Below are 14,223 nucleotides of genomic sequence, written 5' to 3' on the forward strand. Positions count from 1 at the left end.
CAACCCTTCCCAAACTTCGCCGTGCTCTCTGCCCGGAATTGGATCAGACCAATCGACGTCGTGTGCGAGCATCGCTCAGACCAGTCTTTTCCATCACGCGGCGCGACGCCTGGGGTTGCCACATCGTAGCCTGTAGCTAAGTTGAGGCAAGTTTGATGCAAGAACCGGTTGTCAACCATTCGCTAACCAAATCATAACTAAGTGCACCGATCAGGGGCACATTGCAGTCGTTTTCGACCCGTTTCGGCATCTGCCCCCCTTTTATCTGCCGAGCAAACATGTACAGAGACGGTCGCTGACCGAGGAGCCAGGCAATGAACAGGATAGGCATACGAGCAAAGTGAATCATCGGGCGGATTAATCCGTCTGGTGCCACCGTATGTCGTCGTCGTGTTCAGGCCTAAAGGAGGGCTCCATGCATTTCGCACGTCAGGTTTCCAAACACATCGCGCTTCACAAGGCCGGCCTCGGCTTCTTGAGCATGCCGGCTATCAGCCCGCGCACCTTCGGTCAGGCCAACCGCATGACCGAGAACGGCCCCACCGAGGCCGGGGAAAGCGGAATAACGCGGAATCGTCGTAGGAACGACGACTGAGACCAAGTTCTGGAATGAGCCGGTTGCCGAACGTGCCGTGCGCAAGCCGCCGGCTACGCACGCCAAGACGCTGCGCGGTTTCTCGATCTTCCAGGAGACGGTGGTCTACCACGAGAGCGATCTCGAACGCCGCGTATCCATGGTCATCCAGCTTCGCAAGGACGTGAAGGCCATCTACTCGCAGTTTCCGGTGCTTTTGTATCGGGATGCCGAGGGCGAGTGGCGCGAACATATCTGCGACTTCTGTGTGGTTTTCGACGATGGTGAGGTTGTCGCCGTCGCGGTGAAGCACGCCCGCAAGTCCGATGTGATGAGCGATCTGCTGAAGCGCATCGAGGCTGAAGGCTTCCTCCGAAAGAACCAGAATGGCTCGATGACACCCGGCGCGGTCCACAGCATCCGCCTCATGACCGAGCGCGAGGCGACATACGGTGCATATGAGAACGCCGAACGCATCCTCCGTGCCCGCCGGATGCGTATCGATGCGGAGTATGACCGCGCGTTTGAAGCCGTCCAGAAGTTCCAGGGTCCATTCCGTTTCGGCGAACTCCTTCGCGGATGCGAGAACCGCGGGGCTCGCCGCACGGCGCTCCTGTTGCTGATCGACGAGTGCGTTCTCGTACCCGAGACGCCTGGCCGTATCGATGACCTGACCATGTTGATGGTCCGCCGATAATCCCAACCACTCCCGTGTTCCGATCGCCCTTCAAGGAGCCTCCGATGCTGACTGACTTCCAAAAGCCGAGCCTCTTCCATCACTCCATCGTCAAGATGCGTGTCGCTGACCGCTTCACGGAGAACGACGTGAACTGGAAGCCCAAAAAGCAGGACAAAGAGGGCTGGACCTTCACCAACGAGGCCAACGCGAATGACGAGCGTTTCGTGGCGCATGGCGAAATGTATTCGAAGCTCGTCAGCGGCGGGGCCAAGCTCCGCTACGGATACAACGATCCTGAAAACCAGCGTCTGCGCGCGATCTTCGGCGACGACACCTTCGAGGACATCACCGGCAAGCGCCGTCAGCTCGCACTCTTCCGCGAGAAGCTGATCGACCGCTTCGACAAGGAATGGCTTGCTCTGGGAAAGAAGCCGCGGTGGTCGAAGGAAAAGTTCGAGGCAAAGCTTCGCGGCTGGCGTAAGGAAATCATCGCCGAGATGCTCGGCCTCGACGAAGAAGAGACGGACGCCCGTGCCGACGCGATGATCGAGGTCCAAGCGTTCGGCACTCCGTCGATGAAGACGTTCCGACGCGACTATAAACGCTACCACGCCTGCGGCGGCGAGGTGCTTGGGATCGTCCACCGCCATCATGGTCCAGGCCTCCACCTTCGCAAGGTCGACGCGGATTCGACGGCCTTCGCCTATAAACACGCGCTCAATTACATGACGGACCGAAAGCCCACGATGGCGAAGCTCTATCAAGAGTATCTCGCCGCGCTCGGGAAGGTGAATGCAGAACGTGCCACGCCGCTCCTGAAGGTCACCCGTCACAAGTTCGAGGCGATGATCTCGAAGTTCGACGAGTTCGACAAATGGGACGGCCGCCACGGTCGCGCCTCGGCGCTCAAGCGTTTCGGGATGTTCAAGCGCGGCATCAATGCGTTGACCGTGGGCGAGCGCATTGAGATCGACTTCTGGAACGTCGATCTCATGACGTTGTTCGTTGAGACCGGGATGTGGGACATCCTTCCGCCCTCGTACAAGGAGGCGGTGGTCGGTAAGCGCATCTGGTTCGCAGCGGCTATCGATGTCGCCACGCGTTACATCCTTGCCTTCAGGGCGAGCACGAACCCGAACGCCGTATCGGCGGCGGCTGCCATCCGCATGATCATGTCGGACAAGCGGCACATCTCCGACTTTGTCGGCGCGGAGACCCCTTGGATCGGGATGGTCCATCCGCGGAATATCTTCAGTGACAATGGCAAGGAATTCGCTAACGCGCTGGTCGAAGGCATCATGCGGGCGGCCAAGATCACGTTCAACCGGCCGCAAGCGGGAAATCCTAAGGCGCGCCCCTTCATCGAAAGCCTCTTCCACTCCATCGGTCCGCTGATCGCGTCGTTCTTCGCGGGCAGGACGTTCGGTTCGATCGCCGAGAAGGGCGACTATAACCCGGAGCATCAGCTCAGCCTGCAGGTCGACGAGATGATCCAGCTCTTCACGCTGGGCGTCTGCGACATCTATCACAACAAACCGCACAGCGGCCTTGGTGGGGCGTCTCCACACAACGCATGGGTTCGAGCCACTCAGGAACACGACATCGAGTTCCCGAGCCAGGACCCCGAATTCATGCTGCACGTCTTCGGAACGAAGTTCAAACGCCGCATCGGGCAGTACGGCATCCCCTTCATGGGCATCCCGTACGCCAACGAGGAGCTGCACCGCCAGCGCACGAAGTACGGTCAGATGGAATTCGAGATCAAGGTCGATACCGAGAACCTCGGGCATGTCGCTGTCCGCGGCGACAAGGGCTGGTTCGTCGTCGAGAACCAGGTCGACATCGTGCGTAATCTGTCCCTGGCTGAGTGGATCGTTGCTCGTCACGATCTTCGGACACAGCACGCCGTGGAGGCGGAAGCCGGTCTTGCGGCGATGAACCGTACCATCAACCGCCTTGCCGAAAGCGGTAGGGCAGCGGCTCTGCGAGCGAACCTGACGCCTCGCAACCTGACGGCGGAACACTACGACGTCGTCGATGCGGAGCTGTTTGGAGCATGGGTCGCGGTCAAGTCAGCCGACACGCCTGCCGTTACGCAGGCTTACGCGCTTCCTGATGATCCGCTGCGCATTGGATCGGTCTCCGCTTCCCGCCTGATCCCCGATTACCACGCAGAGCGCGAGCGCGACGCAAGGAAGAAAAAGCGCGAAGCCGCGGCCGAGAATGCCGTGGTTGAAACTGCCGCGGCTGTGACGGTCGAAATCTCTGACAACTACTACGAGGAGTACTGAGTATGGTCACCTTGAACATCGAACACGATACCAACGGCGACAACCGTCCGGACGTCTACGACTACATCGAGAATCCGGGCGACAAGATGTTGACCGAGATGCTGCAGGAGCTGATCGACAACGTTGAACTCTGCCGCCGCGGTATTGGGTCCCGACGTCGCGCTCTGTTCCTGATGGGGGGCTCTGGCACCGGAAAGTCGACCGCGTTGCTTCATCACTTCCGCCGGATGCCGGAATTCCAGCCGCGGGTGAACGAGTATGGCGAGACGGTGCGGCCGCTTCTGAGTTTGGAGGCACCCAAGCCCTGTGGGACGAAGGATTTCGCGGTGGCGATCCTGGATGCTATCGGGGTGCCGTCGAAGGCCAGGCAGACGGAAGGAGAACTCTACGCGACTGTGAAGACCCAGTTCCGCGAACGCGGGATCATCTTCCTGCACGTGGACGAAGCCCAGCATCTGCGCCGTCACTCGAGCAGCCAAGCGATCCTCGACGTGCAAGACCGCATCAAGACGTTGATGCAGATCGCTGACTGGCCGTTGCATATGATCTTCTCGGGGGTTCCGGACCTTGCCGATCTGCTGAAGGGTGGAGACGGCCAGGTTAAGAACCGCTCGTTGATCATGCGCTTCGTACCGTTGAAGCTTCCCAAGGACCGAGCCGACATCCAGCGGGTGCTGACCGACATCGTCGAAGGAAAGTGTGGCTTGATGCTTCCCGAAGAACTCCGCACCGATGACTTCCTCGGGCGGCTGTGCTGGGCCAACAACGGCAGCTTCGGCGAGATCGTCAAGGCAGTTCAGGCGGCCTGCTTCTTGGCCATGAGTAAGGGCAAGGACACGGTCGATCTCCGCGCCTTCGCATTCAACTACTCACGGACCAGTGGTTGCCTGCCGAGTGACAATATCTACACCGCCGCCCGGTGGAGTGAAATCGATCCCGATAACTCCGTGGCCGATCTTTGGACCCCCGAAAAGAAGGGACGCAAGTGATGGTTCTGCCTGTAACCCTGCAACATCACGACGACGAGACGGCAATCGATCTCGTTGCCCGGCTTGCCGCAGCGAACGGATTCTCGTCGCTGCGGTCGTTCCTCGGCCACACGGACGTCACTGCAAATGCCATCGCTCATGGTGAGGCAGAGGCCCTGCCGATGGTTAGCTTGTGGTCCGGCGTGGAGGTATCGCGGCTCGGACGCCTGGCCATCGCAGCATCTGGTGCTGGCGGCACGTGGCGCATGGGTTGCGCGACCCTCAGCAAGGACATGCGACCTGGCAGGCGGCATCGATTTTGCGCCGGATGCGTGCTGGAAGATCGGGAAAGGGAGGCGGGGCGCATGGTATCGCGCGCCTATCGCCGTGGTTGGTGGTCGATCCGCGGCATCGACGGGTGTCCCGATCACGCCTGTCGACTTACGGAAGTGGCGGTAGCCGCCGACGGCGATGTCCACGACTTCCCGCTATTTGTAGAGGCCAACCTTACATTGATCGAGCAGGCGGCAGCGGCTCCCCTCCCAAACCGTCAACCGAAGCTTGATCGGTATCTTCGCGACCGCGTATTCCGGGATGTGGGAGACGGCTTCCTCGATAGGCTGGATGCCCACGTCGCTGCTGAGTTCTCTCGCTATCTCGGTGAATTTTTGGTCCTTCACGACCTCAAGGCGAGGATGCGGGAAGAGACCGATCCGCGCGAATGGGGCTTCAACCTAGCAGTAAGGGGCGAGGATGAAATCCGACGGGTTGTTGTGGAGGTAATCGACCGCAAACGGCCAACAACGCAGTATGTTGAGTCCGTCGTGGGTCCGATGATCAAATGGCTTCGGCGCAACGCCGCAAACAACGCATACGTTCCGGTGATCGATCTCATGCAGGATATCCTCGAACGAAATATGCCTTTCGGGGAAGACCAGACCATCGTGAGACCAGTGCGGACCCGCTACCTTTACTCCGTCGGCTCCGCCCACGCTGAGTATGGCCTCACTCATAACCGGATCAGGTCGTTGATGAAAGCAAATGATCCTGCGTTTCGAGATGGGCTTCCCGACGGCAGCACTTACTTCGACGCCGAAGCTTTGCGGCCAATTCTAGTGGCTGCGGCGGAGACAATGACAAGCACCGAGGCTGGCGGTCTGTTGGGAGTGCGGGAGGAGCGGGTGCACGATCTTCTTAACGCCGGCATTCTGGAACCCGTCGAGACGAAAACCGGTGACGAGCGGATGTACTCCCGTCTCACCAGGGGAGAGGTGGATGGACTGACGCGCCGGCTGACAGAAACGTTGAAGCCAACAAGCGATGATGGACTTATGACGCTCACCTCAGCCGCTCGGTCGTGGCGTCGTCCCTTTCACAAACTCGTGGAGATGATCCTTGATGGGAGCATGGAAGCCTTTGTCGTGCCAGGTTCCACACCGATTTTGCCACGGGTCCGCCTCGCATCTTCCGCATTGAGGCTGGATGTGAATCCGTTGAGTGGAGGCGACGACGAACTTATGCGTCTCAAGGAAGCTGAGCTGGCGCTCGGTACCACAACCATCACAATCGCGGACTTGATCAAGCGCGGTTATCTTCGCGAGCGAACCATCCGTCGTGAGACCAGGCGGAAGGTAAAGTTCATCGAGCGGCAGTCCCTGGCGGAGTTTCAGGCCGCACACGTTTCCCTGACCGAGATCGCGGAGTCTCGTCAAGGCTACAGGGCCGCCATCAAGGTCGAATTGGAGATTGCGGGCCTCGCGCCGATCTTCGAACCCGAAGGCTTCATCGCCCGTTTCTATAGAAGGGCGGACCTAATCCAAGCTGGCATTCCGCTCTAGCGAAGCCTCACATTTTCATTTTTGAAGCCCGCTCCGGCGGGCTTTTTTGCGCCCCATTTGGAAATGTGCCCAAATCAAACGCCACGGAATGCCCGCATCTGTTTGGAAGGTCACAAAATTCCCAAGTGATTTCAATGGACGTGTTTGCAAAATGGACAAACCAAGGCCGCGTAATCACCGATTTGCGCCGCAGCGGCAGTTTAGGCAACAAAAAGGCTCCAAATTACCGGAATGGACGCTGAAAGTCCCGGAATTGTCCCGGACAAAGTGCCGTTTTGTTCTTCAGCGAGCGGAGCAGCTGTCTTCGACAGCGACTGGGACCGGGCGAAACTCGCGCTCTCTTATCCACAAGCGCTAAATCGACAGCCTATTGTTGTCAATCGCGGCCTCTGCGACGCTCCTACAGTTGCAACACGAGTCGCGAGGAATTCATGGACCCCTTCCAATGGACCTGTCCTTTTTGTGATAGAGATCAGGTCGTTGTCGAGCAAAACGCCGACCATTTCGCGCGGCTCTTGAATGTGGGCGAGTCGAGGTATGGAAACGTCGGCTTCGAAATCACGGCGATTCGGTGCGCAAATTCTGATTGCAACGAGGTCGCGCTAACGCTCGATTACGGGAGCACACGGTTCAGGCACCAAATTCAGGACTACGAGGTCTTCGGCAGCGTGCAAGCTTGGCGCCTAAGACCGGAAAGCGCTTCGAAGGTTCAGCCAGATTTCATTCCTGCTGTGTTGCTTGAGGACTATGACGAGGCTTGCCTCATTCGGGACAAAAGCCCCAAGGCCTCTGCGACGCTCGCGCGTCGATGCCTGCAGGGTATGATCCGTGATTTCTGCGGTATCGCCAAAGGCCGGCTGATCGATGAGATCAAGGAATTGAACAAGCGCCTTAATGAAGGAACGGCTCCCCGCGGCGTTGAGCCTGAGAGTGTCGAAGCAATCGACGCGGTGCGCGACATCGGTAATATTGGCGCACACATGGAGAAGGACATCAACCTGATCGTTGATGTCGATCCCGGCGAAGCTCAGGCCTTAATTGAACTGATCGAGATGCTTTTTGACGAGTGGTATGTCGCACGACACAAGCGCGAGCAACGGTTGGCGGCGGTTAAGTCGATCGCCGCTCAGAAAAAAGCCGCCATCGCGACAGGCCGAGCCCAGATCGCAGAAAATAGCGCTCCGACTACAGACGACGACGCCCCCGTGGTTGAGGTTTAGCCCAAGGCGGCGAACCGGTCTGTAAGTCCCTCGAAACAAGGTTAGAGTGGTGGGCTCGGAGGGCGTCAAAAAATCTGGCAAAAACAAATGGCTGAGGATGCGGTTAGCCAACTGATGTCACGGGAGAAACGCCAGGACAGGCCATGAGCTGGGCAGAAACCAAAGTCGCGGCGGATTTGCACTGCTCGAGCGTTTCCGCAAATTCTTCTCTGTAATCTGCTCGAGCGATCTCAGTGAACGACCGAGAGGTAGCGGATGCCGGCTTCATCAGCCGCTCTCATCAACGCTTCCCGCGCGGCGCCCGGGGGCGTGGTTCCGCGGATGGCGTCGAGGCATGTCCTCACCGCCACGACATACTCCTCGCCATCATCGCCCGGCCATTCGGAAATGAGCATGGTCGCTGCATCTCCGAGGGTCCTGACGACGCTGTATTTTTCCTGGCCGCTCATGAGGATCCTCAGCGCGGGAAACTGATGCGATGTGTACCGATTCATGACATTTGGTCCTTGCATCATAAACATATTAGTAACTCTGCAAGAAGCGTTCCAACTGACGCCGCAGGATGATTATCTTCTATGAATCGGCAAAAGCAGTCGGCAACGCTTCTCCAGGCAGGAAGCCGGGAACTTGTTTTAAACACATTGCCGTCATATTGATTCATCTATCGAAATTGCTTGTCGAGCTTGGTTTGCGCTCTGGCGTCCCGGCTGATCTTTCCTTTCAAAATCGATTTCTGCGCCGTCCGGCAGCCGCCGGAGGGTGATTGTCATGCCGGTTGAGGGGGAATCGTCATGAATGCAGGCAAGTCTTTGATCGACGCAAGCCTCCAGCAAACGCACATCGTCGCTGCCTGATATGCCTTCGGTCTTTGACCGCGGAAGTCAGTGCCGGCATTCCGGCTGGGTTTCCAGCCATTGAGGAGAATTTCATGAGCAAGACCAATGCAGAGGCACTGTTGCGCAAAGCGCAGCGCCAGGTTGCCAATACCAGCGGCGGTGGCCATCTCGGCGGCACCAATTTCGGTCAGGGCAATGACGCCAAGACTGCGTCCGGAAGCGGCAACCGCCCGGCAGGCAAGGGCCGGCCACCAGCTGGCGGCAAACGCTGACTGTGGCGCCGCGCGTCTTTTGAGACACGCAAGGACGCTGCAGCACTTTGAATGGCTGCATCTTTTATCCTTAAATCGGATCCGATTTAAGGAGTTATGCAGGAGAAGCAGAATCGCGATTGAAGACAGCCCCGCCAAAATGGCGGGGTTTCTGTTTGACAGGCCTCTGAAGGGCGCGGTTCTTCTCAGCGATCCAGGAAATGATCGAAGTAGACCTTGGGGATGGGGTAGGCGTAGACGCCTCTGTCGACGAAGCTGCGCCTATAGAGGCAATTTCTGAGAGCCGCGTTGTAGTGCAGGCTTTGTGGGTCCGGCGAGCCTCGTCGCCATGAGCTTGCCTCCTGCAGGCAGTGTTGGAGTGCCTTGTCGTATCGAGCCAGGAGAACCGGGTCGGTATCGACCCGAATGCCGCTGTAGGATTGATAGTTTGACGGAGATTCTGCGGCCGATATACAGCCCAGGCTAAGTGCAACACCAACGACTGCCATCAATCTCATCGGATTTAATTCTCCCCTGATCGATTACCAAGTATCGAGCCAAACGTTATTGGTTCCAGCGCCTGCGGGCAAGGGGATCCGCATCTGCCGGAGACGTTGCCCGCATCGCTGCCGCCACAGAAATGGCGGCAGCTGTCCGTCGTCGATCAATCCAGGAGGTCGGCCGGTACCTTGCCGCCGTTTTCCGAAAGCCGCTTCATCAGTGCCTTGTGCAGCCACATGTTCATTTTTGCGGAATCGTTGGTGTCGCCGGTATAGCCGAGTTCGGCGGCAAGTTCCTTGCGCTCGGGCAGGCTCGCATCCATCCCGACGGCTTTCATCAGGTCTACGATCGAGCGGCGCCAATCGAGTTTCTGACCGCTCTTCTTCACCGCCGCGTCAAGGATCGGGACGATATCGACTGTCGCTGTGCCTGGTGCGGTGGCCGTGGCGACCGGCTTGCTCTGCGGGGCAGGGGCCGCAGGCGCCGGACTGGGGGCTGCCGACGGTGAGGCAGGCGCTTGCGCCGGCTCTGTCGTCGGTGCGCCGGCAGCAACGGGTTCGGCTGCTTTCGCCTCTCCGAAGATTGCATGTTTGATCTTGTCGAAAATGCCCATTCTAAACCTCCAGTTCCATCAGATGAGAACATTCTGAAACATGGACTTCCCGCTTGATATATCCAGGCGGAAAGGGAGTTATTTTTAGCATGTTCAATCGCTGGTGGAAAAGCCAATGCCCGCGACAGCTGTGGTCGATATCAAGGAAAAGCTGTCATCGGATTATTCGCCGCCGGCTGAAGATTGCTGGCGCCATCGGAGCGAATACTTCAGCAGCCCTCCGACTGTCAGCAGACATGCCCGCTTTTGGCACAGTCGGTCGGGCGATTCGCAATTCAATAACCGCGAAACATCATTATACGCCGCCGAACCGACTTGCTGCGCCATGTCGTGAAACATTCGTCATCCCTTCACGTTGCCTTGCCATGGACGTCCTGAAGTTGCAGGCGTCCGATCGATCGAAGGTACGCGCGTTCCTCGATTTTCGACTGCCGGGCAGATCGTCCGGCGGAATGGAAACGGAGGAAGACATGACCCATAACCACAATAGACTGTTCTTTGCAGTGCTCGCATCCACCTGCGCCCTCCTTGCCATGCCGGCAAGCAATGCGCGTGCGATCGATGTCGGCGTGTCGGTGAATGCAGGCAATGCCGTCAGCGCCGATGTCGGGGCTTCGATTGGCGGCGGGCGCGGCATCAGCGCCGATGCCAATGCTTCCGTTGGCGGCTCGAACGGCGTCAATGCCGATGCGACCGCCAGTGCCGGCGGCGGCCGCGGTCTCGACGCAGACGTCAACGCCAGGATCGGGCGGGGCGTCAATGCCGATCTCAATGCACGCACCGGCGGTTCCGATGGAATCGATGCCAACGCCACGGCCTCGGTTGGCAGCGGTAATGGCGTCGATGCCGATCTCGCCATCGGCAGGGTAGACGGGGCAGGCAGCAGCGGCAGACCCGCGGGCGAGCGCAGCCTCAGCGCGTCCCAGATCCGCACCCTGGCGGCCTTCCAGGCGAGGCCTGTCAATGAGCAGCGCAAGATGCTCGTCCGTTGCGCCGATATCTCCGCCTCCGGCGGTGATTCCGGTCTTGCCGGTCTCTGCAGTCTGCTGCAGGCGACAGCCTCCCGCTGAACGTGAAAAGACCCGCCGAACCACAGGGTTCGGCGGGTCTTTTCAAAGGATACTTCCTAAAGCATGTCTCGCAAAAGTGTGCAGCGGTTTTGCGACAAAGACATGCGGAAAAACAAAGGCCTAAAGCGCGGCACGCGAATCTGAAAGATCGCAACCGCGCTTTAGTGCAGGATCTGGCTGAGGAACAGCTTGGTGCGTTCGTGCTGCGGGTTATCGAAGAAGGCGGCCGGTTCGTTCTGTTCGACGATTTGGCCCTGGTCCATGAAGATGACCCGGTTGGCCACCTGGCGGGCAAAGCCCATTTCATGCGTGACGCAGAGCATGGTCATGCCTTCCTCGGCGAGACCCACCATGGTGTCGAGCACTTCCTTGATCATTTCGGGATCGAGCGCCGAGGTCGGCTCGTCGAACAGCATGATCTTCGGGTTCATGCACAGCGACCGGGCGATCGCCACGCGCTGTTGCTGGCCGCCGGAGAGCTGGCCCGGATATTTGTTGGCCTGCTCCGGGATCTTGACCCGCTTCAGGAAGTGCATGGCCACTTCTTCGGCCTGCTTCTTCGGCATCTTGCGGACCCAGATCGGCGCCAGCGTGCAGTTTTCGAGGATCGTCAGATGCGGGAAGAGGTTGAAGTGCTGGAACACCATGCCGACTTCGCGCCGCACCTCGTCGATCTTTTTCAGATCGTTGGTGAGCTCGGTGCCGTCGACGACGATCTTGCCTTTCTGATGCTCTTCAAGGCGGTTGATGCAGCGGATCATCGTTGACTTGCCCGAACCCGACGGGCCGGCAATGACGATGCGCTCGCCGCGCATGACCTTCAGGTTGATGTCGCGCAGCACGTGGAAATCGCCGTACCACTTGTTCATGTTGACGATCTCGACCGCCACTTCCGTTGCGGAAACGGTGAGCTTTTTCGCTGGAGCTTCAGCCATGACTATTTTCCCTCATTCTTATCGTTGTAGCGTTCTTATCGTTTGTGGCCGGTATCAAGATGGCGTTCCATGAAACCTGAATAGCGCGACATGCCGAAGCAGAACAGCCAGAAGATGAAGCCCGCGAAGATCAGGCCCGTGATCGGCGTGACGGCGCTTGCCCAATTGGCATCGGAGAAGTTCAGCTTGACGATGCCAAGCAGATCGAACATGCCGATAATGGTGACCAGCGACGTGTCCTTGAACGTTCCGATGAAGGTGTTCACGATGCTCGGGATGACCAGCTTGATGGCCTGCGGCATGATGATCAGCCGGGTCTTCTGCCAATAGCCGAGGCCGAGTGAATCGGCGCCTTCGAACTGTCCCTTCGGGATCGCCTGAAGGCCGCCGCGGATCACTTCAGCCATATAGGCCGACGTGAAGATCGACACACCGATCAGCGCCCGAAGCAATTTGTCCACGTTCCAGCCTGTCGGAAGAAAGAGCGGCAGCATGACACTTGCCATGAACAGAACGGTGATCAGCGGAACGCCTCGAATGACCTCGATGAAGGTAACGCAGAGCATCCGGATGACGGGCATCCTCGAGCGGCGTCCCAGCGCAAGCAGAATGCCGACGGGTAGGGACACGGCAATACCGACAAAGGACAGGACGAGCGTCACCATCAACCCGCCCCAGAGCGGAGTCTCCACCACTTCAAGGCCGAAGCCGCCGTGAAGAAGCCAGAAGGCGATGACCGGCAGGACGGCGAACAGAAGAATGGCGTTCAGGCCCTTGCGCGGCGCCGACGGGATCAACATCGGAACCAGCAGCAGAATGAACAGGATCCCGACGATCGCCGGCCGCCAACGCTCGCCGAGCGGGTAGCGGCCGAAGATAAACTGATCGTACTTGGCGCTGATGAAGGCCCAGCATGCACCACTCCAGCCGTCAGGCTGGATGCCGCCCTGGAGCGTCGTCGCGCAGAATGTGCGGTCCGGGCCGGACCATACGGCCTGGATGAACAGCCAGTTGACGAGATGCGGCACGGCCCATGCGATGAGCGCAAGAGCGAGGATCGTCAGGATCACGTCCTTCGGAGTTGCCAGGAGATTGCGACGTATCCAGGCGACGGCTCCCCTCTCGCCGGGGGGCGGCGGTTCGGCTGCAAGGATGGACGTTCTGACAAAGGGTTTATCGGCGACCGACATCTTATCTCTCCACCAGTGCCATCTTGGCATTGAACCAATTCATGAACAGCGACGTGAGAATGCTCAAGCTGAGATAGACGATACCCCAGATGCAGACGATCTCGATCGCTTGACCGCTCTGATTGAGGATCGTGCCACCGACGGCAACGAGATCCGAGAAGCCGATCGCGATGGCGAGTGAGGAGTTCTTGGTCAGGTTCAGGTACTGGCTCGTCAGCGGCGGGATGATGATGCGCAGCGCCTGCGGCACCACGACAAGTCTCGTCACGCTCGACGGATGCAGCCCCAGCGCTCCGGCTGCTTCGGATTGTCCCTTTGGAACGCCGCGAATGCCGCCGCGAACGATCTCGGCGATGAACGAGGCGGTATAGAAGGACAGAGCGAGAAACAGCGACATGAATTCGGGGCCGACGACGGAGCCGCCCGTTAGGTTGAATTTTCCGGCAACCGGAACGTCGAAGGTTAGCGGAAAGCCAGAGACAACGAAGACCAGCAATGGCAAGCCGACGATCAGCGCGATCGCAGTCCACACGGTGTGGAACGGCTGGCCGGTTGCGGCTTGGCGTTTGTGGGCCCAGCGCGCGATGATGATGCTGGCGACAATCGCAATCACCAGGGCGATGCCGACTGCTATCATGCCCGTGTCGAAGATCGGCTTCGGGAAGGCCAGTCCTCTGTTGTTGAGGTACATGCTGAACGGCAGACCCACCGACTCTCGCGGCTGCGGCAAAACGGAGAGAACGCCGAGATACCAGAAAAAGATGACGAGCAGCGGCGGAATGTTGCGGAAAACCTCGACATAGACCGTGCAGAGCTTGGCAATCAGCCAATTGCGCGACAGCCGGCCGATCCCGATCAGGAAGCCGATGATGGTCGCCGTGAAGATACCAGTCACCGCCACCAGCAAGGTATTCAAAATACCGACGAGAAGTGCGCGCGCATAAGTCGAGTCACTCGAAAAGGTGATCAGCGACTGGCCGATTTCGAAACCGGCGCGGCCGCGAAGAAAGCCGAAACCCGATGCCGTATTGCTGCGGGCAAGGTTCACGGCCGTGTTGTGGGCCACCCACCACACAAAACCCACGAGAATAACGATTGTTAGAATCTGGTAAAATATGCTCCGGTATTTCGGGTCGTACATTGCCGACCGGAAACTCCAGCCGGTGCCATGCAAAGGTGTCGTATCCACAGCCTCATGCGTCATGCCGCGCCAATCCCCTTGTGCCCGTTTTCGGGCTTTCTTTTTACTTTTTGGAG

14 protein-coding genes are annotated in these 14,223 nt (G+C 58.8%); 8 read left to right on the forward strand and 6 right to left on the reverse strand.

The window, feature by feature from the left end:
- Positions 1-415: 415 nt before the first annotated feature.
- The 6 genes from RL_RS11350 (at position 416) to RL_RS11375 (ending at position 7,570) form a co-directional block, all read left to right on the forward strand.
- Positions 416-595 (forward strand): hypothetical protein, encoded by a 180-nt coding sequence (locus RL_RS11350; protein WP_041936314.1) that lies wholly within the window; start codon positions 416-418, stop codon positions 593-595.
- Between the two features lie 37 nt (positions 596-632).
- Complete coding sequence (locus tag RL_RS11355; protein WP_011651789.1) at positions 633-1,271, forward strand: hypothetical protein; 639 nt, start codon at positions 633-635, stop codon at positions 1,269-1,271.
- A 44-nt stretch (positions 1,272-1,315) separates the two neighbouring features.
- Complete coding sequence (locus RL_RS11360; RefSeq protein WP_011651790.1) at positions 1,316-3,544, forward strand: integrase catalytic domain-containing protein; 2,229 nt, start codon at positions 1,316-1,318, stop codon at positions 3,542-3,544.
- 2 nt (positions 3,545-3,546) lie between these two features.
- On the forward strand, positions 3,547-4,533 hold the full coding sequence (locus RL_RS11365) for an AAA family ATPase (RefSeq protein WP_011651791.1): 987 nt from the start codon (positions 3,547-3,549) through the stop codon (positions 4,531-4,533).
- Complete coding sequence (locus tag RL_RS11370) at positions 4,533-6,350, forward strand: TniQ family protein (protein WP_041936315.1); 1,818 nt, start codon at positions 4,533-4,535, stop codon at positions 6,348-6,350. The genes RL_RS11365 and RL_RS11370 overlap by 1 nt, the downstream gene beginning before the upstream one ends.
- 431 nt (positions 6,351-6,781) lie before the next feature.
- Positions 6,782-7,570, forward strand: a complete 789-nt coding sequence (locus RL_RS11375; RefSeq protein WP_011651793.1) for a DUF4145 domain-containing protein — start codon at positions 6,782-6,784, stop codon at positions 7,568-7,570.
- Between the two features lie 230 nt (positions 7,571-7,800).
- Here RL_RS11375 and RL_RS11380 read toward each other — a convergent pair whose 3' ends face one another.
- Positions 7,801-8,091, reverse strand: coding sequence for a DUF982 domain-containing protein (locus RL_RS11380; protein ID WP_011651794.1), 291 nt, complete (start codon positions 8,089-8,091; stop codon positions 7,801-7,803).
- Between the two features lie 407 nt (positions 8,092-8,498).
- Between RL_RS11380 and RL_RS11385 the strand changes: the two genes are divergently transcribed.
- Positions 8,499-8,678 (forward strand): hypothetical protein, encoded by a 180-nt coding sequence (locus RL_RS11385; protein WP_003539245.1) that lies wholly within the window; start codon positions 8,499-8,501, stop codon positions 8,676-8,678.
- 185 nt (positions 8,679-8,863) lie between these two features.
- Here the strand turns inward: RL_RS11385 and RL_RS11390 are convergent, their stop codons facing one another.
- Together RL_RS11390 and RL_RS11395 are read right to left on the reverse strand one after the other, a co-directional pair.
- Entirely contained in the window at positions 8,864-9,175 is a 312-nt protein-coding gene (locus tag RL_RS11390) for a hypothetical protein (RefSeq protein WP_011651795.1), read from the reverse strand.
- Between the two features lie 146 nt (positions 9,176-9,321).
- Complete coding sequence (locus RL_RS11395) at positions 9,322-9,771, reverse strand: DUF3597 domain-containing protein (protein WP_011651796.1); 450 nt, start codon at positions 9,769-9,771, stop codon at positions 9,322-9,324.
- Between the two features lie 470 nt (positions 9,772-10,241).
- On the opposite strand from RL_RS11395, the gene RL_RS11405 reads away from it, so the two are divergent.
- Positions 10,242-10,841, forward strand: coding sequence for a hypothetical protein (locus RL_RS11405; protein WP_173364439.1), 600 nt, complete (start codon positions 10,242-10,244; stop codon positions 10,839-10,841).
- A gap of 161 nt (positions 10,842-11,002) precedes the next feature.
- On the opposite strand, the gene RL_RS11410 is transcribed toward RL_RS11405, so the two are convergent.
- The 3 genes from RL_RS11410 to RL_RS11420 are packed head-to-tail and all read right to left on the reverse strand — an operon-like array spanning position 11,003 to position 14,170.
- Complete coding sequence (locus RL_RS11410; RefSeq protein WP_011651798.1) at positions 11,003-11,776, reverse strand: amino acid ABC transporter ATP-binding protein; 774 nt, start codon at positions 11,774-11,776, stop codon at positions 11,003-11,005.
- A gap of 35 nt (positions 11,777-11,811) precedes the next feature.
- The gene (locus RL_RS11415) at positions 11,812-12,966 is read right to left on the reverse strand and encodes an amino acid ABC transporter permease (RefSeq protein ID WP_011651799.1); all 1,155 of its coding nucleotides are present in this window, start codon (positions 12,964-12,966) and stop codon (positions 11,812-11,814) included.
- 1 nt (position 12,967) lies between these two features.
- Complete coding sequence (locus RL_RS11420; protein WP_011651800.1) at positions 12,968-14,170, reverse strand: amino acid ABC transporter permease; 1,203 nt, start codon at positions 14,168-14,170, stop codon at positions 12,968-12,970.
- Between the last annotated feature and the right edge of the window lie 53 nt (positions 14,171-14,223).

Origin of the sequence: Rhizobium johnstonii 3841, from assembly GCF_000009265.1 — a bacterium.
Taxonomy (GTDB): Bacteria; Pseudomonadota; Alphaproteobacteria; order Rhizobiales; family Rhizobiaceae; genus Rhizobium; species Rhizobium acaciae.

Bases quoted from the DNA above. Each gene is read 5' to 3' on its own strand.
- RL_RS11350 (WP_041936314.1), top strand. From the start codon at position 416: ATGCATTTCGCACGTCAGGTTTCCAAACACATCGCGCTTCACAAGGCC.
- RL_RS11360 (WP_011651790.1), top strand. From the start codon at position 1,316: ATGCTGACTGACTTCCAAAAGCCGAGCCTCTTCCATCACTCCATCGTC.
- RL_RS11365 (WP_011651791.1), top strand. From the start codon at position 3,547: ATGGTCACCTTGAACATCGAACACGATACCAACGGCGACAACCGTCCG.
- RL_RS11370 (WP_041936315.1), top strand. From the start codon at position 4,533: ATGGTTCTGCCTGTAACCCTGCAACATCACGACGACGAGACGGCAATC.
- RL_RS11375 (WP_011651793.1), top strand. From the start codon at position 6,782: ATGGACCCCTTCCAATGGACCTGTCCTTTTTGTGATAGAGATCAGGTC.
- RL_RS11380 (WP_011651794.1), bottom strand. From the start codon at position 8,091: ATGTTTATGATGCAAGGACCAAATGTCATGAATCGGTACACATCGCAT.
- RL_RS11385 (WP_003539245.1), top strand. From the start codon at position 8,499: ATGAGCAAGACCAATGCAGAGGCACTGTTGCGCAAAGCGCAGCGCCAG.
- RL_RS11390 (WP_011651795.1), bottom strand. From the start codon at position 9,175: ATGAGATTGATGGCAGTCGTTGGTGTTGCACTTAGCCTGGGCTGTATA.
- RL_RS11395 (WP_011651796.1), bottom strand. From the start codon at position 9,771: ATGGGCATTTTCGACAAGATCAAACATGCAATCTTCGGAGAGGCGAAA.
- RL_RS11405 (WP_173364439.1), top strand. From the start codon at position 10,242: ATGACCCATAACCACAATAGACTGTTCTTTGCAGTGCTCGCATCCACC.
- RL_RS11410 (WP_011651798.1), bottom strand. From the start codon at position 11,776: ATGGCTGAAGCTCCAGCGAAAAAGCTCACCGTTTCCGCAACGGAAGTG.
- RL_RS11415 (WP_011651799.1), bottom strand. From the start codon at position 12,966: ATGTCGGTCGCCGATAAACCCTTTGTCAGAACGTCCATCCTTGCAGCC.
- RL_RS11420 (WP_011651800.1), bottom strand. From the start codon at position 14,170: ATGACGCATGAGGCTGTGGATACGACACCTTTGCATGGCACCGGCTGG.